Annotated in this window: 24 protein-coding genes and 1 pseudogene; 17 read left to right on the forward strand and 8 right to left on the reverse strand. The window is 55.0% G+C overall.

The window, feature by feature from the left end:
- Nucleotides 1-354: 354 nt before the first annotated feature.
- A complete protein-coding gene (locus ACEN9A_RS14965; protein WP_413386442.1) occupies nt 355-1344 on the reverse strand; it encodes a LysR substrate-binding domain-containing protein in 990 nt (329 codons plus the stop codon).
- Between the two features lie 238 nt (nt 1345-1582).
- On the opposite strand from ACEN9A_RS14965, the gene ACEN9A_RS14970 reads away from it, so the two are divergent.
- The 5 genes from ACEN9A_RS14970 (at nt 1583) to ACEN9A_RS14990 (ending at nt 6908) form a co-directional block, all read left to right on the forward strand.
- Nucleotides 1583-2818, forward strand: a complete 1236-nt coding sequence (locus ACEN9A_RS14970) for an aromatic ring-hydroxylating oxygenase subunit alpha (protein WP_413386444.1) — start codon at nt 1583-1585, stop codon at nt 2816-2818.
- 115 nt (nt 2819-2933) lie between these two features.
- A complete protein-coding gene (locus tag ACEN9A_RS14975) occupies nt 2934-3920 on the forward strand; it encodes a GlxA family transcriptional regulator (RefSeq protein ID WP_413386446.1) in 987 nt (328 codons plus the stop codon).
- A 295-nt stretch (nt 3921-4215) separates the two neighbouring features.
- Nucleotides 4216-4683, forward strand: coding sequence for a dimethylsulfonioproprionate lyase family protein (locus tag ACEN9A_RS14980; protein WP_413386448.1), 468 nt, complete (start codon nt 4216-4218; stop codon nt 4681-4683).
- 21 nt (nt 4684-4704) lie between these two features.
- Entirely contained in the window at nt 4705-5808 is a 1104-nt protein-coding gene (locus tag ACEN9A_RS14985; RefSeq protein WP_413386450.1) for an alcohol dehydrogenase family protein, read from the forward strand.
- On the forward strand, nt 5805-6908 hold the full coding sequence (locus ACEN9A_RS14990) for a mandelate racemase/muconate lactonizing enzyme family protein (RefSeq protein WP_413386452.1): 1104 nt from the start codon (nt 5805-5807) through the stop codon (nt 6906-6908). Before ACEN9A_RS14985 ends, ACEN9A_RS14990 begins: the two co-directional genes overlap by 4 nt.
- A gap of 113 nt (nt 6909-7021) precedes the next feature.
- Here ACEN9A_RS14990 and ACEN9A_RS14995 read toward each other — a convergent pair whose 3' ends face one another.
- Genes ACEN9A_RS14995 through ACEN9A_RS15005 form a run of 3 tightly spaced genes read right to left on the reverse strand, consistent with a single transcriptional unit; the run spans nt 7022 to nt 10299 of the window.
- Complete coding sequence (locus tag ACEN9A_RS14995) at nt 7022-7894, reverse strand: DMT family transporter (RefSeq protein ID WP_413386454.1); 873 nt, start codon at nt 7892-7894, stop codon at nt 7022-7024.
- Nucleotides 7895-7919: 25 nt separating this feature from the next.
- Nucleotides 7920-8897, reverse strand: a complete 978-nt coding sequence (locus ACEN9A_RS15000; RefSeq protein ID WP_413386456.1) for a dipeptidase — start codon at nt 8895-8897, stop codon at nt 7920-7922.
- 58 nt (nt 8898-8955) lie between these two features.
- Nucleotides 8956-10299 carry an MFS transporter gene (locus ACEN9A_RS15005; RefSeq protein WP_413386458.1) on the reverse strand — a complete coding sequence of 448 codons (1344 nt, stop codon included), beginning with the start codon at nt 10297-10299 and terminating at the stop codon, nt 8956-8958.
- A gap of 254 nt (nt 10300-10553) precedes the next feature.
- Here ACEN9A_RS15005 and ACEN9A_RS15010 point away from each other — a divergent pair, with 254 nt between their 5' ends.
- Entirely contained in the window at nt 10554-11117 is a 564-nt protein-coding gene (locus ACEN9A_RS15010) for a LuxR C-terminal-related transcriptional regulator (protein WP_111455224.1), read from the forward strand.
- A 280-nt stretch (nt 11118-11397) separates the two neighbouring features.
- On the opposite strand, the pseudogene ACEN9A_RS15015 reads toward ACEN9A_RS15010, so the two are convergent.
- Nucleotides 11398-12152 (reverse strand): annotated as a pseudogene (locus ACEN9A_RS15015) (SDR family NAD(P)-dependent oxidoreductase).
- Complete coding sequence (locus ACEN9A_RS15020) at nt 12152-12559, reverse strand: DoxX family protein (RefSeq protein WP_413386460.1); 408 nt, start codon at nt 12557-12559, stop codon at nt 12152-12154. The pseudogene ACEN9A_RS15015 and the gene ACEN9A_RS15020 overlap by 1 nt, the downstream one beginning before the upstream one ends.
- 96 nt (nt 12560-12655) lie before the next feature.
- Here ACEN9A_RS15020 and ACEN9A_RS15025 point away from each other — a divergent pair, with 96 nt between their 5' ends.
- Nucleotides 12656-13057 carry a winged helix-turn-helix transcriptional regulator gene (locus ACEN9A_RS15025; RefSeq protein ID WP_413386462.1) on the forward strand — a complete coding sequence of 134 codons (402 nt, stop codon included), beginning with the start codon at nt 12656-12658 and terminating at the stop codon, nt 13055-13057.
- 106 nt (nt 13058-13163) lie between these two features.
- On the opposite strand, the gene ACEN9A_RS15030 is transcribed toward ACEN9A_RS15025, so the two are convergent.
- Entirely contained in the window at nt 13164-13784 is a 621-nt protein-coding gene (locus tag ACEN9A_RS15030; RefSeq protein ID WP_111455230.1) for a TetR/AcrR family transcriptional regulator, read from the reverse strand.
- A gap of 135 nt (nt 13785-13919) precedes the next feature.
- Here ACEN9A_RS15030 and ACEN9A_RS15035 point away from each other — a divergent pair, with 135 nt between their 5' ends.
- Entirely contained in the window at nt 13920-14360 is a 441-nt protein-coding gene (locus ACEN9A_RS15035; RefSeq protein ID WP_057005557.1) for a hotdog fold domain-containing protein, read from the forward strand.
- Between the two features lie 1083 nt (nt 14361-15443).
- On the opposite strand, the gene ACEN9A_RS15040 is transcribed toward ACEN9A_RS15035, so the two are convergent.
- Nucleotides 15444-16349, reverse strand: coding sequence for a LysR family transcriptional regulator (locus ACEN9A_RS15040; protein ID WP_413386465.1), 906 nt, complete (start codon nt 16347-16349; stop codon nt 15444-15446).
- 88 nt (nt 16350-16437) lie between these two features.
- Between ACEN9A_RS15040 and ACEN9A_RS15045 the strand changes: the two genes are divergently transcribed.
- From ACEN9A_RS15045 to ACEN9A_RS15085, 9 genes are all read left to right on the forward strand, one after another.
- Nucleotides 16438-17454, forward strand: coding sequence for a zinc-dependent alcohol dehydrogenase family protein (locus ACEN9A_RS15045; protein WP_256597256.1), 1017 nt, complete (start codon nt 16438-16440; stop codon nt 17452-17454).
- Between the two features lie 41 nt (nt 17455-17495).
- Nucleotides 17496-17786 (forward strand): DUF1330 domain-containing protein, encoded by a 291-nt coding sequence (locus ACEN9A_RS15050; RefSeq protein WP_111455233.1) that lies wholly within the window; start codon nt 17496-17498, stop codon nt 17784-17786.
- Nucleotides 17787-18298: 512 nt separating this feature from the next.
- The gene (locus ACEN9A_RS15055; RefSeq protein WP_413386468.1) at nt 18299-19048 is read left to right on the forward strand and encodes a hypothetical protein; all 750 of its coding nucleotides are present in this window, start codon (nt 18299-18301) and stop codon (nt 19046-19048) included.
- A 119-nt stretch (nt 19049-19167) separates the two neighbouring features.
- A complete protein-coding gene (locus ACEN9A_RS15060) occupies nt 19168-19404 on the forward strand; it encodes an AlpA family phage regulatory protein (RefSeq protein WP_413386470.1) in 237 nt (78 codons plus the stop codon).
- A gap of 4 nt (nt 19405-19408) precedes the next feature.
- Entirely contained in the window at nt 19409-20251 is an 843-nt protein-coding gene (locus ACEN9A_RS15065; RefSeq protein ID WP_413386521.1) for a ParA family protein, read from the forward strand.
- An 82-nt stretch (nt 20252-20333) separates the two neighbouring features.
- Complete coding sequence (locus ACEN9A_RS15070; RefSeq protein WP_413386472.1) at nt 20334-20543, forward strand: hypothetical protein; 210 nt, start codon at nt 20334-20336, stop codon at nt 20541-20543.
- A 14-nt stretch (nt 20544-20557) separates the two neighbouring features.
- Nucleotides 20558-22144, forward strand: coding sequence for a ParB family protein (locus tag ACEN9A_RS15075; RefSeq protein ID WP_413386474.1), 1587 nt, complete (start codon nt 20558-20560; stop codon nt 22142-22144).
- Nucleotides 22141-22689, forward strand: a complete 549-nt coding sequence (locus tag ACEN9A_RS15080; RefSeq protein WP_413386476.1) for a DUF2857 domain-containing protein — start codon at nt 22141-22143, stop codon at nt 22687-22689. The genes ACEN9A_RS15075 and ACEN9A_RS15080 overlap by 4 nt, the downstream gene beginning before the upstream one ends.
- Complete coding sequence (locus tag ACEN9A_RS15085; RefSeq protein ID WP_413386478.1) at nt 22686-23876, forward strand: STY4528 family pathogenicity island replication protein; 1191 nt, start codon at nt 22686-22688, stop codon at nt 23874-23876. The genes ACEN9A_RS15080 and ACEN9A_RS15085 overlap by 4 nt, the downstream gene beginning before the upstream one ends.
- Nucleotides 23877-23939 lie beyond the last annotated feature (63 nt).

Consider the following 23939-nt stretch of genomic DNA (forward strand, 5'->3'; position numbering starts at 1 on the left):
AGCAAATTATCTCTGCACCTGCAACCAAATAGCTTGGTATAAATTTATTCGGACACTTTTTCACACGACCAAGCGCCGGCGACATTTGCCAAATCAAATGCGAGAATGCGAGCTTCTACTTTCCGCTTGTTAAGCGCTCAACAAATGGCAGATTTATCTTTTCTATTCCACGAGAGCTCACGGAACAACAGGTACGAGAACCCGCCTCTGGAACAACAACTAAATAATCAGGAAATAAACTTCATCTCATCACCTTGAAACATTCATTTCGTATTCACTTTTCATGGTGAAAGAATAATGACAAGAGAGATTGGGACATAGCGACTTATACGCCGATCAATTGATGAGCTGACCTCATGCATTTGAGTCGTCGGGATCCTGCCGCAATCCGCTACCGAACTGTTCTTCGAGCCAGTCGCGCAGCTTGCAGCAGCTGGGATCACGGGCTTTGTCCTCATTGAAATTCAAATAATGAAGGGTTTCTCTATGCACCAGTTTTTCTTTGACTGGTCGGATCAGGAGCCCTTTTTCGATCAGGGGAGCGACAAGGTAATGCCACCCTAAGGCAACACCTTGGTGGGCCAATGCGAGCTGGATGAGAACGTTGTAGTCGTTAGCATTAAAGAAATGCGGAGCATGACTGGGTCGAGCTTTGAGATCGATATCGTGATGAGCAAACCAAACGCTCCAATCCACATGCTCAGCCACCTGTGAACGGCCAAAGGGACTGAGGTTCAGCAATGCTCCATCTCGAAGATCTTGAATGGATTGCAGCTCTGGATGCTGCGCCAGATACTGAGGAGTGCAGACCGGATAAATGACGTCGCATACGAGTGGCTGGCTGTGATAACCGTCGTGGCTTTTCATCATTTTGCAAATGATGAAATCTGGATGAACACCGCTCTCCATCGATAGAAAGTTTTGGGTAACGACTAGGTTTAGATCGATCTCTGGGTAGGATTCGAAGAAAGAAGGTAATCGGGGGCCAAGCCAAAAATTGGTGAACGCAGGCGAGCAGCACAGGGTTACCACATGCTTAGAGGTGGTATTACTGCGCATTCGCTCAGCCGCTTGAGCAATGCTGGTAAATGAAAGCTGAACCACGTCATAGAAATTAGAACCCGCATCCGTGAGCTTTACCGCCCGGCCTGCCCGGTCGAAAAGCTCCGTTCCGAGATGAACCTCTAGCTCACGTATTTGGCGGCTGATAGCACCCTGGGTAACGCAAAGAGCCTCAGCAGCGCGCGTAAAGTTTTGATACCTGGCCGCCGCTACGAAGGCTTTGACGGCACGTAGAGACGGCATCTTGATCAGCGTTTGATCAGGTTCATTTTGCTTAATCATTACTGTAGATCATCAGTAGCCCCTTTAAAAAATCGATTCTTCCCGCCACGGGCCTCGCTCTAGACTGATTACAAGCCCCAGCGATCTGTAGGGGGAGGCTCTCCAGCAAAAGATTATCTGAATTGGCTGGGGCGTAATAGCCCTTGCGAGCCAATGGTACATCTGTAATCAGTTCTCTCCGAACGGCTACGGTCGATGCAAAAAAAGCCCGATTTTAGATTTGAGAGTGCACATAAAAATGCAGAAATACACTGCCGTATTAGACCTTATCAAACAACGTAAACCCCAGCATGGGTTGCCGGGCGCGACCTATGCCGACCCGGAAGTTTATCGCCAAGATTTAGAACAGATTTGGCATAAGGAGTGGATCTTCGCGGGTCACACCTTCGAGCTGGAAAAGCCGGGACAGTATTTGACACTGCAAATCGGCGATTTCCCTGTCGCCGTGGTGCGAGGGAAAGACGGCAACATTCGTGCGTTTCATAACGCGTGCCGCCATCGTGGATCAAAGGTCTGTACCGAGGATAAGGGAAAGGTGGCAAAGCTAGTGTGCCCCTACCACAAATGGACATTCGAGTTAGACGGGAAGCTACTGTTCGCCGGCAACATGGGCCCCGATTTCAACACAGCGGGCCACGATCTGTTGCCCGCTCATTGCGAGGTGGTGCATAGCTACATTTACGTCTGTGTGGCAAAGCTTGCACCTGATTTCGAAAAATTCCGAAGCGCGGTATCTCCGTTTATTGGCCCTCACCACCTGGAGGATTGCAAAGTTGCGTTCGAAGCCAACCTGGTGGAGAAAGGCAATTGGAAACTGGTGTTTGAGAATAACCGAGAGTGTTACCACTGCGACGGTACGCACCCGGAACTACTCCAATCTTATACCGAGCTTGCATCGGTACAAGGGATCGGCGGCGAGGAACCCCCTGAGCTGACGGCCTATTGGAACACTTGCGAAGCTGGTGGCTTGGCTAGTCGGCTCGCTATGGATCCGGCGGGACAGTTTCGTATGACGCGTATTCCGCTCGACCATGGCGCCAGTAGTTACACCATGGACGGTAAACCTGCCGTCAATCGACGCCTGGATCGCAGCGGAGTAGAGAATATCGGCGCGCTGCTGTACTTCAACTATCCATCGACTTGGAACCACTTTCTTGGCGATCACGCTCTGAGCTTCCGGGTTTTGCCACGAGGCCCTGGAGAAACGGTGGTAACTACCAAATGGTTGGTGCCCAAGGACGCTCAAGAGGGGGTGGATTACGATGTCGAACGCCTCACGAAAGTGTGGATGGCGACCAACGATCAAGATCGACGTCTGGTAGAAGGCGCCCAAGTTGGCGTGACCTCACCAGCCTATCAACCCGGTCCCTACTCACCGTTGGTGGAGAACGGCGTTTGTCAATTCATCGATTGGTACTGCGAGCTGATGGAAAAGCGTGTCACTGAAACAGCTGCCGCTTCAAAGGCGCTTTGATAAGCATCATTCAGCGGTGTTCGCCATATAAGGAGCACTCTGACAACTTTAATGCAGGTCAAATCCGCACGAGTCAGCAGAAGTACCGTTCGACAAAAACAAGAGGAATTTGAGTGTGCATTCCCAGAACGCCGGCTCCAAGCTCATAGGTTCCCGCCTGGATACTCGTAAAGTGTCAAGCATAGGATTTCTATTGCTGGATAACTTTTCCCTCACCTGCTTTACGCAGTGCCTGGACGTATTGGTGACGGCAAATCAAATTCGGCCAGGCGCTGTAAAAATTTCTACTTTCAGTCGAAACGACTCTGAAGTCTTGAGCGACGTGGGAATACCCATCAGACCGGACACCCCATTGACCGACATCCGAATCTCAGACCTGGATTTAATGGTGGTGTGCGGCGGCTCACGGACACCGAGAACGGTTCCACATTGGCTAATCAGACTTTTGCACAAGCTTGCCAGCCTGCCTATCGCACTGGGCGGCCTGTGGAATGGCGCCTGGTATCTTGGAAAGGCAGGTCTTTTGGATGGGTACCGCTGCGCCATTCATGCAGAGCAACGAATAGCGCTGGCCGAGTACGTCCCCAACACGACTGTGACACTGGACACCGTAGTAGTCGATCGAGACCGCCTCACAGCTTCGACGCCCGCAGGCGCATTTCAAGTCATGATCAAGTGGCTCCATAAGTCTGTTGATCACGAGGTGGCTGCTGCTGTGTCCGATGTGCTGGATTCTGAGCAGTCGCGATTTCGTACTACCGCTAAAACCCAAAACCTTAAAGTAACTGCGCCGGTGCGAGAAGTGATCACGCTGATGGAGTCTAATCTGGAAGAACCCTTAGACCTCGATCAACTTGCACACTGCGTTAAACTTTCCAGACGCCAGATCCAACGCTTTTTTCAAAGTCAGATAGGTACGCCTCCTCAAAAGTACTATCTGGAGTTGAGGCTCACCGAAGCCAAACGCCTGATACAGAACTCAAGCTTTGCAATGATTGATGTTGCGATCGCATGCGGATTCGTCTCCGCGGGTCATTTCAGCAGACGTTATAGCGCCCTCTTCGGTCATCCGCCTTCAAAAGAGAGTCGTTATGAAATCTAGTTCACCATAAACCGGCCAGGAGCGAATCACGCTACACCAGTAGCGTAATCTGTCAGGCGCGTTTACGAGGTAAAGGATCATGCGATCCAAGTGTGATTTATCAGAGCAAGAACTCTTGATGCATGGGGTGATTCTGCGCGAAGCACTCATGCGAATTCTGGTCCGTTACTCACCCGCGTGTGGCATCGGTGTTGAGGATACTGGGGCGTGTATTCGAGCCTTAGGTAATGCTCGTTTGGACATCGGCCTCGGTCCTTTATCAGGCGGTCCACTGCCCTCGTCCCTGGAGTCCACGGTGACTGAGGCGTTGTCAAATGCCCCCAGGATGAAGCCCAACTTCGCAATTCTGCTTTCTGCTATTGAGATGCTGCTACCCAGCAGCCGCTGGATAAAGCGATTCGCTACCGAAAAGGATGATGCCGACTTTGAAGAAAGTCACCGGCATGCGTTGATTTTTGGCAAGGGTGGCCTTTTTCAATGCTCGACAATGACCTTGGGATTGGCAGTCATGGAGCCAGAACTTAATTACCCGCTCCACAGGCATCCCCCCGCCGAGTTCTACCTCGCTTTATCGGAGGGTGAATGGTACCGAGAAGACGCCGGATGGTGGAGTCCCGGGGCCGGTAGTGTCGTGTTCAATCCCCCATCGGCTGTCCATTCAATGAGGTCAACCGACAAACCGCTGCTGGCGCTTTGGGGATTGATAGAAAACGCGCAAGAGGCCGTTCCAGATCATCAAGGTGTTTCCAATAACTCCAATTAAACCACCACACCAGAGGGATATATGTCATACCCATTACCGACAAAAATGCATGCAGTGTTACTCAACGGACTCGGCGGGTTGGAGCAACTGGAATACCGGACGGATGTACCCGTCCCACAACCCGGTGCCGGAGAAGTACTGATTCAGGTACGCGCCTCCGCTGTTAACAATACGGATATCAACACCAGGATCGGCTGGTACTCTAAATCGATCAGCAGCGATACGGCATCCGGTGGCGCGACAGGGTTCGACAGTGTAAACAGCGATGATTCTTCCTGGTCGGGTACTGCGCTGAAGTTCCCGCGAATTCAAGGTGCCGACTGCTGTGGGTACGTTGTTGCTGTTGGGCAAGGCGTTGCGGCTTCACGCATTGGCGAGCGCGTGATCGTCAGCAATCTGCTCCGTACCTATGTTGACTATAGGCCGTATGAGTGTTGGACATTCGGCAGCGAATGTGACGGCGGGTTTGCCCAGTTTGCCGTTGCACCCTCTAAAGAGACGATCAAGGTGGAGTGCGATTGGACTGATGCGGAACTCGCATCGCTACCTTGCGCCTATTCCACTGCAGAAAACATGTTGCACCGACTGAAGCTAGGTACCGAAGTCGTCTTGATAACGGGCGCTTCGGGAGGTGTAGGATCTGCCGCCGTTCAGCTCGCCAAGCGACGTGGCGCCGTGGTTATTGCGCAATGCTCTGCCGCCAAAGCATCAGAGGTAAAGGCTTTAGGCGCCGACCGCGTTATTGATCGCAAGGCCGATCTGCTCTCGGTGCTTGGAGAAAATTCTGTGGATGTAGTTGTAGACGTGGTCGGGGGTGAGGACTGGCCGGATCTCTTACGTGTTCTGCGTCTAGGAGGCCGATATGCCATTGCTGGCGCAATTGCCGGCCCAATGGCAGAAATTGATCTTCGAACGCTTTACCTGAAAGATCTCACTCTTTATGGCTGCACTTTTCAAGACGACGAGGTTTTTACCAATCTCATTTCCTATGTAGAGTCGGGAGAAATACGTCCTGTTGTAGCTAAAACGTATCCGCTAAATGAAATTCATCAGGCACAGGAAGATTTCTTGAGCAAGGCGCACATGGGCAAGTTGGTCTTAATCATTCCAGAGGTAAATCAATGAAAATTGCCAGCATTCATATTTACACCCATGAGCTACCTGTCCTTGATGGGCCGTATACCATGGCCAACCAGATCGTCTATTCATTGACGACCACGCTGGTCAAACTCGTAGCGGATAACGGATTGTTTGGGTGGGGAGAAACATGCCCTGTCGGCCCAACTTTCTCCGAGTCACATTCGAGAGGTGCTGCGGCGGCTCTGACTGAAATGGCCAAGGGACTCATCGGCACTGAGGTGCTTCCTGTCCCTTTGCACCGACGCATGGATGGATTACTCAAAGGTCATAATTACGCCAAAGCAGCGATCGACATCGCCTTGCATGACCTTTTAGGAAAGCATCTGGGACTTAGCGTTGCAGATCTTCTGGGCGGTGCCCTGGCAGATCGTCTCCCCTCCTATTCTGTTGTCGGGATCAGCGATCCCGACGAGTCAGCCCGCCTTGCAATCGATAAGCGCGACCAGGGTTATCCCCGCCTGCAGATAAAGGTAGGTGGCAGGCCAATCGAGGAAGATATCGCGGCCGTTCAAAAGGTCTGGGAAGCAGTAGGCACTTCGCGTATCAAGCTCGCCGTAGATGCCAATCGAGGCCTGAATACACGCGACGCCTTACGACTTTGCCGCGAATGCGCAAACGTCCCTTTTATCCTCGAGCAACCTTGTAACACCGTCGAAGACTTCCAGAAAATCCGTTCGCAAATTAGCCATGCGATGTACATGGACGAGAGCTGCACCAGCATTAATACTGCAGTCACTGTGGCGGGAACCGGTCTGGTCGACGGTTTCGGAATGAAGGTCACCGCGCTGGGGGGCTTGCATCCAATGCGCGCGTTCCGTGACATCTGTGCAGCACGGAATTTACCCCATACGTGTGATGACGCTTGGGGTGGAGATCTCATTGCGGCCGCCTGCACCCACATCGGCGCAACCGTCGCGCCTGAACTGCTGGAGGGCGTCTGGATCGCAGCCCCGATGATCGGCGGTCACTACGACCAGAAAAATGGAATACGCGTAGAAGGTGGTCACATCAATCGCCCACAAGGAGTTGGCCTGGGTGTCGTACCTGAAGAGGGCATCTTTGGCGAACCACTGGCGTCCTTCTAAATCATCAGCCTGGCGGCGCTTTATGGCGCGTCCAGGCGTTTGGTCAATCGGCGACATCTGGGCGTGACACCTGGACTCAAGGCCGGCGTGAAAACACGTCGGCCTCGGCTGATTTAGCGTCTCAACGAATACAGCCCCCCCAACACCACCAGCAGCGCACCCACCACCAGGGTGGTCTCCAGCGCCTCGCCGAACCACACCACGCCCAGCACCGAAGCGAACACCAACAGGGAATAGTTGAACGGCTGCAGGGTTACCGCCGCCGTGTATTTCAAGGCCTGCAGCAACAACAACTGCGCCATTACGCCGGTCAATGACAACACCAGCATCAACACCAGCTCAAGCGACGTGGGCGTCACCCATTGCGGCAGTCCGATCGCAGTCGCAGCGACCGCACCCCAAAAACCCATGTACAACATATTGGTGCCGAAGCTGTCGGTGCTACTGATCTTGCGCGTGAGTACGTTGAAGCAGGCGAACATCAGGGCTGCCACCAGGGGAATCAACGACGCGGGGCTGAACACGCCCATGCCGGGTTTGATAATGATTAGTGTGCCGACAAAACCAATCACCGCCGCCATGCACTTGCGCAGGCTGAGCTGCTCACGCAGCGCCAGGGCAGCCATGGCCATGGTCAGCAGAGGAAAGATGGCGTAGATCGCATGGGTTTCGGCCAACCCCAAATAGCGCAGCGCCATGCCGAACACGAAAATTTCGAACACCCCCAACAGCGAGCGAGCCATCTGCATCCAGGGATGGGCGGTTTTCCGAGCATTGGCCATCCCACCCTTCATCCTCACAAAACACACCGCGAACACGAGAAACACCCAATAGCGCACCATCACCAGTTGCGCCACCGGCAAGTCCTTGACCAGAATCTTGGTGATCCCGTCCTGGGCCGCGAAGATGAACATCGACAGCAGGCAAAGCATGATGCCGATACGCGTTCCCCTCGCCCGTCCTGCTTCGCTTGTTGACTCGACCACTGTGGATGGCACTCCCCGGCCGGAATCATTCACCCCACACCTCCTCGAACACCCGCACCCAGTTTGCCCCCATGATCTTGCGCACCACCCGCTCGGGATGACCGCGTCTGAGCAGGGTCTCGGTGAGGTTAGGAAACTCGCCGACGGTACGGATGCCCAGCGGATTGATGATCTTGCCAAAGCGTGTCAGACGCCGTGCGTAGCCCTTGTCGTGGGTCAGATACTCAAAGAAGTCCTGGCCATGCCCTTGAGTGAAATCAGTGCCAATACCAATGGCATCTTCACCGACGATGTTCATGATGTATTCGATGGCCTCAGCGAAATCATCAATGGTCGCGTCCACGCCCTTGGCCAAGAACGGGGTAAACATGGTCACGCCAACGAAGCCGCCGTGGTCGGCGATGAACTTCAATTCCGCGTCGGTCTTGTTGCGCGGATGCTCCTTGAGTCCCATGGGCAAGCAGTGCGAATAGGTCACTGGTTTGCTCGAAGCCAGGATGACCTCCTCACTGGTACGCGAACCGACGTGGGACAAATCGCACATGATGCCAACGCGGTTCATCTCAGCAACGATCTCCCGGCCGAAACCCGACAGCCCGCCATCACGCTCGTAGCTACCCGTCCCCACCAGATTCTGAGTGTTGTAGCACAACTGTACGATCCCCACGCCCAACTGCTTGAAGATCTCCACATAGGCGATCTGGTCCTCGAACGCGTGGGCGTTCTGAAAGCCAAGAAGAATACCGGTCTTGCCGAGCTCCTTGGCCTTGCGTATATCCGCGGTGGTACGCACCTGCATCACCAGATCACTGTTCTCGCGGATCAGTTTCTGGCTGGCGGCAATGGTATCCATCGTCTTTTGGAAGCCTTCCCACACCGAAACCGTACAATTAGCGGTAGTCAAGCCGCCTTTGCGCATGTCCTCAAACAGCTCACGGTTCCATTTGGCGATGACCAGACCATCGATCACGATACTGTCGTCATGTACTTCGCGCGCATTCATGCCGCGTCTCCCTTTTCAATAGATGCGTGAGCCAGTCCCGCGCATCGTCGCTCAAGCATCAACCCGGATGGCGAATATCTTTTAAACCACGCGCCGGTTCCACGCCTGGCCCATCGTGCAGAGAAATTCGCGAGGTCTCTGACAAGCCCAGACCTCCCGCCAGTGCCAGCAAGGCGATCACCACCAGGTAGAAGGCTGGCGCCAGGCTGCTGCCAGTCTGGTTAATCAGCCATGTTGCAACCAGCGGCGCGGTACCACCAAACAACGTGTAGGCAATGTTGTAGGTGATCGCCGATGCGGTGTAACGGGTGCGGGTGGGGAAAACTTCGGAGAGCAGCGCGGCCGTAACCACGCCCGACAGCACAGCGCCCACCGCGAGCAACAAGACCCCGAATATTGCCGCTGGTACTTGACCGGCGCTAGCCAGCCAGTAGGCCGGAAAAACCGTCAGGATCACCCACGAACAAGTCGTGGCGACTGTCCTGCGCCGGCCGAATCGATCCGAGAAAGCCCCTGCCGCCGGGCAGACACCGGCCGCGAACAGCAACGCCACCGTCGAGACCATCAGTGACTGCTCACGGCTAAGATGCCCAACCACCTGCAGGTAGGTGGCGAAGTACGTGGTGAACATATAGAAGGACAGTGCAGTCAACGAAATGAAGGCGCCAAGCCGCAGGATAGAGCCCCTCTGCTGCTGCAAAGTTTCGCGAAGCGGTGAATGGGCATGGGTTTTATCTTCGGCCATGGAGTGCCGGAAAGCCGGGGTTTCCTCCATCTTCCAACGCAGGTAGAGGCCCACTAACCCGAGCGGTGCAGCCACCAGAAACGGCACCCGCCAGCCCCATGCGCCCATTGCTTCGGCCGACAGGCTGGCTTCCAGCAGGTAAGCCATGATTGCTGCACCCGCGAAGGCCGAGAAAGTCGAGACGGGAATGAAACTGCCATACCAGGCACGCTTGTGATTCGGCGCATGTTCCATCAGATAGGCGCAGGCACCGGCGTACTCGCCACCAGCGGAAAATCCTTGGACACAGCGGGTAAGCGTCAGCAGTACGGGCGCCATCAGCCCTATGCTCGCGTAGGTCGGCAGCAGACCGATCACCGTGGTGGCACCAGCCATCATCAGCACCGTGACCGACAATACGCGTTTGCGTCCCAAGCGATCACCGAGCGTGCCGAATACGATGCCACCCAGTGGCCGCAAGGCGAAGGCAACCGCGAAGATGGCGAAGGTTTGGAGCAAGGCGGCGCTGGGGTCCGCACTGGAAAAGAATTGTTTGGCGATGGTGGTGGCGAGAAATCCGTAAACCGCGAAATCGAACCACTCTACAAAGTTACCCACTGCGGCTGCCACGATGACCTTACGCAGTGTGGCCGGTGAAACATGGCCTGTTTCGCTCATTGGGGTGCTCTCCTGGATTATTCTAATTAAATAAGATGGGCAGCCAATAATTGGGAACAAACTAGGTGCAGAATTCTTGTTGTGGTGGTACTTGTTGCGCTACTGCAGTCAGCCATTGTCGACCGGCAAGGCGAGCGCTTGTGGTGATAAACTTGGTGCCATCATATGCAGACTGCCCCGGGGCGACCAGACTTCCTGATCACCTAGGTAATCTGCGTTATTGCATTCATCAATTTGCGAGAGAAGCTGTCGTTATGCGTGAAGAAGATTGTCTGAATCCCGAATATCTTCTTCATCATTTGCCGGTCGCTGTGATCATTGCCCGCAATCGGGTGATCCTGAACTGCAATGCCTTGGCGCGGACAATGTTTCGCGCCAGTGATGTACAAATCATTGGGGCCTCGTTCGCGATGCTGTACCCCAAACAGAAAGACTTCGAAACCGCGGCGGAACATTTCGGCCCCCTGCTTTCGCGACATGCCGACTTTCATGATGACCGTTTAATGCGCCGTCTGGACGGCACGCATTTCTGGGTGACCGTTCGGGGTTACGGCTTCAACGAAAGTAATCCGTATGAACTGGCTGCTTGGGTATTCACTGAAGTGGATACCCGGAAACAAGAGGACCTGAAGGAGAAAGTGATCCTCACCTCTCGAGAACGCGAAGTGGCTGCGCTGCTGGTAGACGGACTGACCAGCAAGGAAGCTGCGAAAAGCCTGGGCATCAGTCCCAGAACCGTAGACATCCATCGCGGCAGCCTGCTTCGCAAATACGCGGTAAATTCCACACCTGATCTGATTCGACAGATCGTCAACTAGCCTGCGCCGACAGTCATTGCATTACGTACCGGCAAACCGTTGGATCCAGATGCGCAACGCCGACATTTCTTGTAAAGCGTGATGTAAGACATCGAGCAGCAGAACAAGAGCCCACTATGCCAACCAATTTCGACAGTCCTTTCACACTGCTCATTATCGTTTGCCCTCATTACAATCTCGCCTCGACGACCGCATTCATAGACCCGTTCCGGGCGGCAAATTACCTCAGGCGCTTCTTGTGGTTCCGGTGGAGCAATCGTTCACAGGCTGGATGGTAAAATCAGCGTGCGCTGTCGATGATTTGACCGCCGTCAGGCGTGAGGCTGTATCCCGTCAAGAACTGCCCATCCTTGCTGGCAAGGAACAGTACCACCGGCGCAATATCTTCTTCCGGTGATCCATAACGGCCAAGTACGTTAGTGGGCGCAGGCACATCAACCACTGTCCCCCAAGTATCAGCGACCGGTATGACATTGTTGACCGTGATCTTGTCAGCGCCCCACTCCCTGGCAGCCGAGCGAGTCAAGGCCCGTACCGCCTCCTTGGCCATGTTGTAAGGCGCATAACCCCGCATGCCAATGACACCGGCCAAGGAAGCAAAGTTGATCACCTGCCCTCACCGCTAGCTTTGAGATGTGGATAACACGCCTGCATCGTTCGCAGATAAGCAATCGGGCCCATTTCAAAATTCCGCTGCAACTGCTCGGCGGACAGCTCGATCATCGATGAAAAAACCACCGAAGGATCGAAAGCATTGTTCACCAGAATGTCGATCCGTCCATAGGTCTCCATCACCTTGTCGACAGTGGCGTTAATCTGATCAGGATCAGCGATATCGCAAACGATTCCGAGCGCGGCGCCGCCTGTGGACTGAATATCAGAAACGACCTGATCGACATTTACAGCCGTACGCGAAACGACCGCGACTTTCGCGCCCTGCATCGCAATAAGCTTGGCGGTGGCTCGGCCGATCCCACGACCGGCGCCGGTGACAATGGCCACTTTTCCACTGAGTCGAGTCATGGCATTCCCCATTATTCAAGAGTCGTTTGGATGATCGCCGCCGGTGCGTAAGGCGACGGAAACTCGCGAACGGCGTTTTGTGTCATGAAGGAGGCGACCAAGAGGATGAGTGCTACGACTGCCGGGAAAGAACCTTTGGGCTTGCGAACACCCAGGTGTGCTAGGGCGGAGAGCAGCAGGTGATAAAACATGCCGGCATAGGCAAGATCACTGAGCGCCACGTTAAAGCGCCACAGAATCGCGGCAGGACCCAGTACCTTGACCACGATCATGAAAGGCACCAGGTGGGAGGCTGAATAACCCAACTCCGCCTGTGCATTTCGAACATAGTCACCTTTGGCTATGTACATAGAGGCAGAAGCGAAATAGAGCAGCGACAGTAGCGCCGTGCTGATCCAGTAAACGTAATTTTCGATCATGAGGTTTTCCTAAGCAGGCAATTTTTGCGTCGACTTAGGTCAAAGATGTCGCCTAACATGAAAGCCCACAAGTAGGATGAAAAAGTGGTGCTTAGTATGGAAAACCAGACTAATGATGACGCTCAGATCAACATGCACGAGGAAATGCGCCGCGCATTTGCGCTGCTTTCAGGCAAGTGGAAACTGGAAATCATGTGGTTGTTGAACCAGCGAATCTATCGTTTCGGAGAACTGCGCAAGGCGATTAGCGGCATCACACAACACATGCTGACGGCGCAACTCCGAGAGCTTGAAAACGATGGCCTGATCTCGCGAACAGTCTTCGCGGAAGTACCACCACGCGTCGAATATGAGATGACAGCCAAGGCGCGTGCACTCGGGCCGACGATGGTGGCACTCGCCACCTGGTGGCGCGAGTACGGGAAAAGCGTCCCCGTGAAACCAAATCCACGTGGCCGAAAAGCTAACAGCACCCGCAAAGGTGATGGGGTGGTTTAAACCTGCGCGATTCACTGCAGCCGAGGTGATGTGCGACGTGCCTCCTGCGCCTTGAAAGCCAGCTGATTCAGAACCTCCGACGCTTACTCCAAGGTCAGTTAGCTATCTAGTCTATTTGCGTAATCGAATTCCAAGCAGCCTTCGCGAGAAAGTCCTGATACTGCTTCGGGCTTTTTTTGACCCTCCCGGAAAGCCAGGCACGCGAATAGCTTTCAGTCGCTCCGATGATGAGTGACGGTAAGAGCTCTGCAGGAAGATGACTGAACTGCTCCTTGCGGCCCTCGACACTCATCCAGTCCAACAACTGTCTGTTGCGTTGTTTATTGCGTTCAAGCAATTCACCGTTGAAAGGCCCATTTGAGACGGCGTAGCGACTTTGGAAAACAAAGCGAGCCCAATCCGGTTGTTCATCGACCCATTCAGCATAGCTATAGATCAGAGCCGCTACACCCGCTTGAGCCGTCTGTGCTTTCTGCAAATAGCTATCTCGGAGCGCTGCCTGATCTTCTAGCGCAGCGAAAAAAAGAGCGGCCACCAGTCCCTCTTTACTGCCGAAGTGATGATAGATAGCGCCTACGCTCGTTTCGCATTGAGCCCGAATGGTTTCGATGTTTGTGGCTTCGATGCCTACCTCGTTAAAGCAGGCAAGTGCTCGGCGCAGGATAGTGCGCTTGAGCTCGCTACGCCTTCCCGGATAGATACGCTCGATCAGATCAGTTGAATGCATGAGGGGAAACGCCAAATGAAGCGGAGTCTATAGGGTGAATGCACCGTAAAGAAAGCTTGGCTTGACAGCTTCCAGACATACAGAATATTGTTCCGTTACAGAATATTATTCTGTTATCAGCCAAGAGGGTATCTCATGAGTCAAGCTCTAAGCATGTTCAATAGCGTAGGCCCCGCTGCGTTCAGCAATATGGCCTGCCAAATGGCACCTTACTTCAGCACGATCGCCCCTGAGATTTCAGAGCTCAGCCCAGGCCATGCAGTCGTTAACGTGCCGTTTCGCAAGGAAATCACCAACCATCTGGCATCTGTGCACGCGATAGCCCTGTGCAACGCAGCCGAGCTCGCGGGCGGAATGATGACTGACGCATCTATTCCTTCAGGCGCCAAATGGATTCCGAAAGGCATGACTGTTGAATATCTCGCGAAAGCAAAATCGAGCATTCGAGCTGTAGCTGATGGCAGCGGTATTGACTGGAAAACCGGCGGCGACAAGTTCGTTCCGGTTGATATCTTCGACGAGGGTGGCGTGAAAGTTTTCACTGCCAGAATCACGATGAATGTGAAAATCGCTTAGGCCTTTTCTATAGGCTCGGCGTTATGCCGAGCCAAATCGCTCCTGCTGCGTACATGAAAAATTCGTCATAGTTTCCACAATTAGCTGTCACCGGTAGAGTTTGAAAAGCGCTACACAGCGAGCTTGGGCAGTGTCTAGAAAACCCGGGGCGATTCAGGGCGTTACACGCCCCCCTAATCATGGGGATGAAGGCGGACTCTGGATCTGCATTACAGAGGCACCTCCCGCCTTCGGCAGAAAATGTCGGCGCGTCATGCACAGATTCGACCGGGCAAAGACTTTCACCAACTGTGTCGTTTTCTTGGGCAGCCCATGGAAGCGCACCTTCACTTCATCCAACTCGCTATTGCGTCTGGCGCACCGTTGGCGGGCTAGTCTTCGACTCGAGCGGCTATAAAGCGACCTTCGATTTGAGCGCCATGTCTTGCGGTTTCGGTGGGGATACCTTCGGAAATTGGACGTGACCGTCAGCGTGCGCGGTCATTACGGAGACAACGGAATCAAGGCGGGTTTCACAGATGGCATATGCATTCTCCCCCGTGCAGATACAAAACGTGCTTTGCTAAAACATCGGGAGCATGAGGGGGCAACCGATACACCTCAACTCCATCCACGATTCGATGTTCACCTGGACGTTCCCCATCATTAGATGTGTAAGCCTGGCCGGGCCCATCTTGCGCACTTTTAAATACCTTCGAACAATGCTTCGAGAGAACCGCAAATTCGTTTTCGCCGGGTCATGCGTAGGAGCGCAACAATCACCCGAATTTGAAAGCTAGGCACTTAGTGATCGGCGCTGATGTTTATCTTCGCCCATGCTACGTGATTGCAACCCAGAATATTGTCAGGTACGCGACAGTCAGCAGGAACCTCCGCACAAGGTCGCAGTGTATTTTCCGCTTTAGGTCCATCGTGTATAAAACACCGGGCAACCCCTTACCACCATTTCGGAAGCTTCATCTCAGGGATCACCTATGGCGCTCAGCGCCTCGCTCACTCTTGCACACTACAAAAGGAGGAGCCCTGCAATGCGAGGTGCATTTCACTTCCTGGCTCGCATACCGAGCAACCGCAATGCCCTTATCAAGGTCTGCCGACTAAAACATAGTCGATGAATGCGCGAAGTTTGGGCAGCACATTTCGCCGACTGGGATAATAAAGCGCCAATCCGGGAAAGGTCACCGAGAAGCTTTCGAGTAAGACTTCAAGTGTCCCAGCGTGGATATTGCGCGCAACGAGAGATCGCGGAAGCATGAACAATCCGACCCCTCGCTCCGCGGCGTGAATACAAGCGGCCACATCATCCAGTATCAACGGACCACGAACGCGCACTACGTGCCTTTCGCCCGAGACACTGAATGTCCAGCTGTCCAGCACAATACCCGCCTGCCGATAGGTGACGCACGGCAGGCTTAAGAGATCATCAGGCAGCAGAGGCCGCGCATAGCGCGCAATCAGGGACGGTGAGCCGACAACAATGCTGGGTTCCTCAGCGGTCAGAGGTACCGCAACCATATCAGCGTGTACATATGAACGCGGTCGTACTCCGGCATCGCAACCTTCATCAATGATGTCCACCAGGTGATCATCACCGACAAATTCAAGCTGTATTCCCGGGTTCGCGCTAAGGAACCCAGGCACGAAGCGTTCTGTCAGCATAGGAACACTTGCCCTGGGAACACTGATTCGAAGCAGCCCGGTTACAGACTCACCGAAGTTACGCGCGGACTCAATTCCCAGAAGTACCTGCTGAGCAGCAGGCCGCACTTGAAGCAGCAGTCTTTCGCCAGCCTCAGTCAGTCCGACGCTTCTGGTAGTTCGTGCCAGCAGTGGCACTCCCACTCGCTGCTCGAATGCGCGTATCGCCTGACTAACAGCTGATGGCGTAATGCCAAGGCGGCGCGCAGCCGCCCGGAAGCCGCGTTCTTCGGCGACCGCCAAGAACACGAGAACCCCATCTAACTCACCGCGTCCGATTGTGTAGTTCATCTAAACAGTATGAGTAGGTGGCAGTGGATTATCAACCACGGCATTCAAGGGGAAAATAATGTATCAACCCCCTAGAAAGGATTGCTTCATGAATGCTGAAACCAAACAAAACCGCGCCTATCACCTCGAAAAATTTGGCGGGCTCGATGGCCTTGTCAACGGTGCCATAGCGATTCCGACTCCGGCCTCAGGCGAAGTCGTCGTCCGCGTACGCGCCTCCTCGTTGAATTTCCGAGACATCCTCATTCTGCAAGGACACTACACAGCGCCCGTACCGTCGGGCACCATCCCTCTTTCCGATGGTGCAGGTGAGGTGGTCGCCGTTGGCGAGGGAGTGACTCGCTTCGTCACTGGGGATCGAGTCGTGAACTCATTCTTCCCTGAATGGATCGACGGGCCGTTCACCGGAAAGTATTCCCAGTACTCATATGATGTCGACGGCTGGCTGGCAGATTACCGCGTCACGTCAGAAAACGCTCTGGCACACATTCCTGACAGTCTGAGCTTTGAAGAGGCCGCTACCCTACCTTGTGCTGCGGTCACTGCGTGGTCTGCGGTCAAAGGAGTAAGCGCAGGCGACACGGTACTGACACAGGGAACGGGAGGCGTCTCGTTGTTCGCCATCCAGTTTGCGAGAGCGCTGGGCGCGCGCGTCATTGCCACGACATCCAGCGATGAAAAGTCCGAACAGCTCAAGCTGTTGGGCGTAGCCGACATCATCAACTACAAAACCCATCCCGCATGGTCGCAACAGGTCCGGGCGCTTACCAACGGCAATGGCGTCAATCGCATCGTTGAGGTGGGTGGCTCGGGCACTTTCCAGGAATCGGTCAAAGCCATTGCGGTGGGTGGCCAGGTTTCGATGGTTGGTGTACTCGCGGGCTTGGAAGGCACCGTAGACTTCATGTCCATGTTCATGAGCCAGGCGCGATACCAACCCATCGCTCTGGGCAGTCGACAAGATCTGGAAGATTTGATCGCAGGCATCGCCGCGCATGGAATCAGCCCTGTAATCGACAGTCGTTTTGAGTTTGGGGACGCCAAGCTGGCGTACGAAAAACTCATGACACGCGACGTCTTCGGTAAGGTCGTTATCAGCCACTGATGTGATGACCACCCAGTCAACGATTACTAGGGGGACCGATCATGACTGCTTATGTAATCTTCATCCGAGAAAAAACGGTCGATCAGCACGAGCTTGATATCTATGCACAAAAAGCGACCATTGCTCTTGCTGGCCTGCAGTTCAAGATGCTTTCAGCCTATCAACGGATTGAGGCGTTTGAAGGGGACTTACCAGAAGGCGTTGTACTTTTCTCGTTCCCGACATTCGAAGAGGCCACGGCCTGGTATCACGGCGACGCGTATCAGTCCATCGTTGGACACAGGCTCAAGGGTGCAGTCTATCGAGGGTTTGTCGTAGACGGCGTAAGTTAAAACGCCTACCGAGGATATCCAGAACCCTGCGTCGGCCATCGAAGGACACTTACCTAGGCTTACTAATCAGGAAATGAAGCGCGCAGCGAAACCTGCGAGCTTTTTCGCTAGGTCACGTGGCAGTCCCGATCACCTGATCACCTGGTCGCCCATCAGCACACGCCGAGGCACTCGGCAAAATGGTGATGGGCTATGCGTCAGGCAGGCTCAGACGACGACGCAATTGGCGAGCAGTAAGCTGTGCTCGCCAACCCGGCCCACCCTGCTGAAAGGCCATGGCCGAGGCCAAATTACCCGTCTCGACCGGATCGCAACCCGCGTCGCTGACCAGTCCAGCAGCAATCTGCATAGCCTGCGGGTCATTACTGGCGATCGGCATGCCGATCCGCCAGGGTGCAGCTTTCCACTAGACCAGTTTAATGAAGAGACAGCCACCGCAAGGAAGCTAAGGCCTGTACAAGCCTCTAACACGTACCTAGCGGATCTGCTCCCTCAGGCATGAGGCCGCTAATATGTACACATCCCAAAGCTATAATCAGTTGGAGAAATTGTTTTACCGCCCAATTGATGCCGCCATTCGCTGGTGTGACCTTATGGTTTACGAGGCTCAGATTCTTGATGCCGCATGGGATTGTTCTACCTCGCTTTCCAAAACATTCCCCCAATGGCCGTGTCTCCCTGCCAACATCGAAAGGATATTCGATGCTGTTCGTAACCATGAGCTCCCGTTTGGCCTTTTTGGCGTGACTGTAGCTCCAGGAACCCCCATCGATTGTAGGCTGCTCACGGTCAGGCATACTGACCTCAAATGGTGGATGCTTCATCATTATCCCGATCAGCGTCCGGCGTTTCTATTTGGAAAACTGCCCGCTGAGAACGAACAAATCAGTTTTGGTACTTACCTGACATTGCGAGCTGACCGGGAGGCGCTGGAGGTACAGCTCAAAGCGAGTGACGCCGCCCTTCGTGAGCTCCTTGAGGAGCTCAAGGCTATCGGTTTGGAACGGGAAGGCTTACGTGCACTCGTTAAAGCACAAGGTAAGCTCAGCGAGCGCAGCGAAACTGGATATCAGCATGTGATCGGTGCCTTACTCGAAACCCTCCTCGGATCCTCACCAGCTGGAAAACCCAACTCCGTGTTCGATAGCCAAGCCGCTATCGTTGATTCAATAACTGCGCACTATGAAGGTACTCCAGGTTTGAGCAAACGCTCTCTCGATGAGAAGTTCGCCGCCGCCCGGCGGAGCCTTTCCCGGACGTAAGTCCGGCAGTCATTGCACTGCAATAGGTACTATTGCAGTGCAATGACTGCCGGACTTTTCTGTTTTTGAATTCAGGTCTTTTCCCAATTTGCGCTATCCGGCGCCAAGGAATGACGACCATGCAATCCCAAATAACCATCGACACTTCTCAGACTCAGACTCAGCCATCACCCGAACGCCACATCATGCGGCGCGAAGAAGTCGAACGAAAAACCGGCTTCAAGCGGGCTCACATCTACAATCTGATGAAGGAGGGGAAATTCCCTCAGGCTAAACGCATTGGATTGCGTGCAGTCGGCTGGGACTCGCGGGAGATCGAACGGTGGATCGTTGAACGCCTGGACCAGCAGGCCTGATGCCATGCGAGTGGTATCGGTGGTTTCTACCAAAGGTGGGGTGGGGAAAACCACAGTCGCTGCGAACCTCGGCGGTCTGCTGGCGGATGCTGGCCTACGCGTCCTGCTGCTCGATCTGGATAGCCAACCCACCCTCTCCAGCTATTACGCCTTGAACCACGAGGCCATCGCGGGTGCGTACGAACTCATTGCGCTCAACCAGACAGATCCCGCGCAGATAATTTCCACGACGGAGGTCGTCGGTCTCCACCTGATCCTCTCCAACGACGACCAAAGCCGACTGAGCACCTTGCTGCTGCACGTTCCTGACGGGCGATTACGGCTGCGCAACTTGCTCGACCATTTCCGTTCCAGTTATGACCTGCTTTTGATCGACACCCAAGGCGCACGTAGCGTGCTGCTTGAGATGGCCATCCTCGCCTCCGATCTCGCCCTTTCTCCCATCACGCCGGAAATGCTCGCCGCCCGCGAACTGCGGCGCGGCACTTTGAAGCTGCTCAGCGAACTCGAACCGTTCAGCCACCTGGGCATTCCACCACCATCCTTGCGACTGCTACTAAACCAGGTGAACGCCATTCGGGTGGATACCCGGATGATCATCCAAGGCCTGCGCGAGACCGTCGCTGGGGCTACCCACATCTTGGTCCTAAATACCGTAATTCCCGATCGAGTCGCGTATCTCAATGCCGCCTCCCTCGGCCTACCGGTCCACCGAATCGAAACGCGTCGGTCACGTGAACGAGGCTCGCCCTCAGCGTTGGAAATCATGCAGGCGTTGGCCATCGAGTTGTTTCCGGAATGGCGCGAAGCGATCGCTACGGTCAGCAGGTGCGCGGAGGATCAATGAGACGAATCACCAAGCCACCATTTCTCGCCAAGTCATTTTTTATCGACCTTGAGGCCAACAGCGTTTGGCAAGGAGTCTTTTGATGTTGGATCAACTTCCCATTATCGTTCTACCCTCCATTCGACCGCACCACCCACCTTGCGAGGAGTACTGCACTGTGGTCTTTCGTCTGCAGGGTGGGAGCTTGGCCATGGGTTGGTTTCTCGCAGAACTGTCCCACCATTTCGACGGTTCGGGGACTGCCGAGATCGTCAAGTTTGAGGTCGGCGACCATCTGCGTAACCGGCGGTAACTGAGGTTGTTCCGATGAAAAAGCTCAGCCCGGAGGAGATCACTGACAAGCTGCACCAGGACCACTTCCCTCGGGGCCCAGAACTGGAGCGGCTGTCCGATCCACTCATCGACACACCTATGCTGGTCACGCTGGAGCAGTTGCGGCCCTACGAACTCAACCCACGCTTCATCCGCAATCCGCTGTATGACGATATCAAGGCGTCCATCCGTGAACGCGGGCTGGATCAACCGCCGCCGATTACTCGCCGCCCGGGAGAAACCTATTTCATCATCCGCAACGGCGGTAATACGCGTTTGGCGATTCTCGGCGAGCTATGGCAGGAAACTCGCGACGAGCGCTTCTTCCGCATTCATTGCCTGTTCCGACCCTGGACCAATGAAATCACCACCCTACTCGGCCATCTAGCCGAAAGCGATCTACACGGCCAACTCACCTTCATCGAACGTGCATTGGCGGTAGCCAAACTCAAAACCATGCTCGAACCAGATGGAGCAGTACTCTCGCAACGTGAGCTGGCACGACGTCTTGCCGCTGGAGGCTATCCAATTTCACAGTCGCACATCAGCCGGATGCTCGACACCCTCGAACACCTACTGCCGGCCATTCCGCAAACCCTGTATGCCGGGCTGGGTAAACCCCAGATAGAACGCCTGATCGCTCTGCGTAGTCAGGCAGAGCGAACCTGGAACCGTTATCCAACCGCCACCGTTGCGTTCACCGAGTTTTGGCTCGATACCCTGGGCTACTTCGATACTGACCCCGAGTCCTTCGATCTTGAGCAAATCCAGGATGAACTGCTCGAACGCATGAGCCGCTTGCTCGGATCGTCCTATCGTATGTTGGCCCTGGAGCTGAGCGATACCCATCGGGTCATCTCGACGCCTGGCGTTGTCGTCGCCGCACCCTCAGAGAGCAGTCATCTGCCGAGCGTTGATGAAGCCGCGGCAGGATCGCCCTCCTCCGAGTCCCGTCCCCAATCAGCTGAGATCAGAACCCAGACCGAAACCGCTCGAGAGGAGCTGCTCACACCACCCGAAACGAAAGTCATATCAGCAGTTTGCCCTGCGTCGCGAGTTCAACAGATTCGCGAGCAGATCGATCGAGAGACATCCGCCGAAGCAGAATCGACCGTCGAAATGTGCACGATCGCCGACATCTGGATCATCGCACCAACACTGGATAGCCCCGAACAACTGCGTTTAGCCATTGCCGGACTGGCTCGGGAAATGGCGACCTATGCCGGACATCCCGAGAGCATCATCGATCAGCAGCATGGCTTGGGCTTCGCCCTGAACATCGAGCGACTGGATCTTGCAGCGCCTCGCGCGACCGGCGTTCACCTGCTGCTCCTAGCCCTGTCGCGCGCTCAAGACGACGTGGACTGGGAAGATCGCAAGCAACTGCCCTCCGCCCTGTTCGGGCAACTGTTATTGGGGGTCTATCAACTCCCGCTGACCGATCGTCCCGCCGTGGACGTAGGGCTGGAGCGACTGCCCGACGGTCTGTTAATCAAACTGTATCGCCTGATCCGCCTGGCCCGACGCCTGATCGACTTAACGCTTCCGCCTGAAGACGACTCACCGCAGGAGCTGCCATGAACCTCTCCTTCAATGTGCTCAACCAGGCCATGCTGACCCAGGTGCTGCATGAACTGCGCCTGGGTAATTTGCAACGCTGCAAGGCACTCGGACTGGGTGAGGACGACATCAACCTGTTGCAATCCTTACCGCCCACCACGCTGTCGCGTCTGGCCCATGCCTCCGTCCCCTGGGTTGAGGTCAAGATTGACTCGCCGGTGCTGCATCGGTTGATTGAGCAAGTCGAACGCGACGAACAGAACGAGCGCTTGATCAACCGGGCGCTCAAGCTCGGCGCCAGCAGCACTATCATGTATCAGTGCTTCGGCCTGGCGCATTCGGAAACCGCCCTGCGTCGCCGCCTGCTCAAGATAGAAACCCGAAAAGGCCGTCCCCAAAATTTGAGCGAAGCGCAGGAACATGCGCTCTGGCAGCGATGGTGCCAGCTACGCTCTCAGGACGGTTCCGAGGATCAGCTCGATGCCATGATGATGCTGGCCGAAGAACAGCAGATCAGCTTGACCATCGTTTGGCAGCAGATCGACCAGTACAGCAATGGAGCATGAACACCGCCCCTTCCAGTCGCTGGCAGCGTGTCCTGCAGCAATGTACCCAGCAGCTGAGTGAACGCTGGCCCCCACGCCCGACCACTGAACAACCCTCCAGCCAGGCTCTACAGGCTGGTTTTCTATTCAGTGGCCAATCACACGAAGTCGTACCGCGTCGGCTGCTGTTAGATACTCGGCTGACGCCATTGGAACGGAATGCCTGGCAGGTGTTTCGACTAATGCTGCAAGGGCAAGGCATGGTCACTCCGCGCTATGAGGATTTGCAACCTTATCTGTCGAGCGTGCCCTATGGCGCGTCAGCCTCCCGTGAAACCATTGCTCGCGTGTTGACGATGCTCAGGCTCACCCGCTGGCTCAGCTTGGTGAGTCGTGGCCGCGATCAGCTCAGCGGGCGCCTACAAGGTTCTCTATACGTCCTGCACGATGAACCGTTAACCCCCGCCGAAGCTATGGAGCTGGATCAGGACTACCTGGAACTGGTCGGACATGCCCTCTGTCATGCGACCAAGGCTGTGCGCATTGTTGCTCAGCATGTTCTGGAAGAAATCCGCCAAGACACGGATATCGATCAGGGTCGACTACCGACGCGGCTCGACAGCTGGGGCGAACACTGGACGCAGCAAGGATTGGATCTCGCAACTGAGGACGCCTTACACGATTCCGAACTGGGTGGCGATCACCGCGTTCGGAATCGTGCAGGCCCTCGTTCGGAATCCGAACCAAGCTTGAACGCCATTGTTTCCGGCCCCGTTCGGAATCCGAACGCCGCCTGTACTGTACTAAAAGAAAGTACTTGTACTGTACCGCGCGCGACCCCAGCGGTGGATAACCTTCACTGGCCCGAGCCGCTGCACCTGAGTCCAAGCGAGCGTCAGGCCGTCGCCGTGGCGCTGACCAAGCTCAAACCAGCGGATCGTCAGGCGGTGCTCAACGAAGCGGGTGCACGCTGTACGGCAGGAGGTATTCGCAAGCCAGCGGCCTATCTGATGGGCCTGATACAGCGCGCACTGAAAGGCGACTTTCGTCCTTGGGCAGCTCAGACAAAGCCTTCACCCGTTGCAGAACCGCCCCCAACAGCACCGTCACGCCCGTCCCGACAACAGGGCGAACCCGCTTCCGCCCTCGCCCAAGCGTGCCTGAATGAGCTACGCCAACTGAGCGGCAAACGCTCTGGACGTCAGTAGATTTGATGCCAGTGGCACCAAATCTACTGACGTCTAATGTGAGATCGCAAAAGTCTGAACCTG

This window comes from Pseudomonas sp. Pseusp18 (assembly GCF_059506005.1).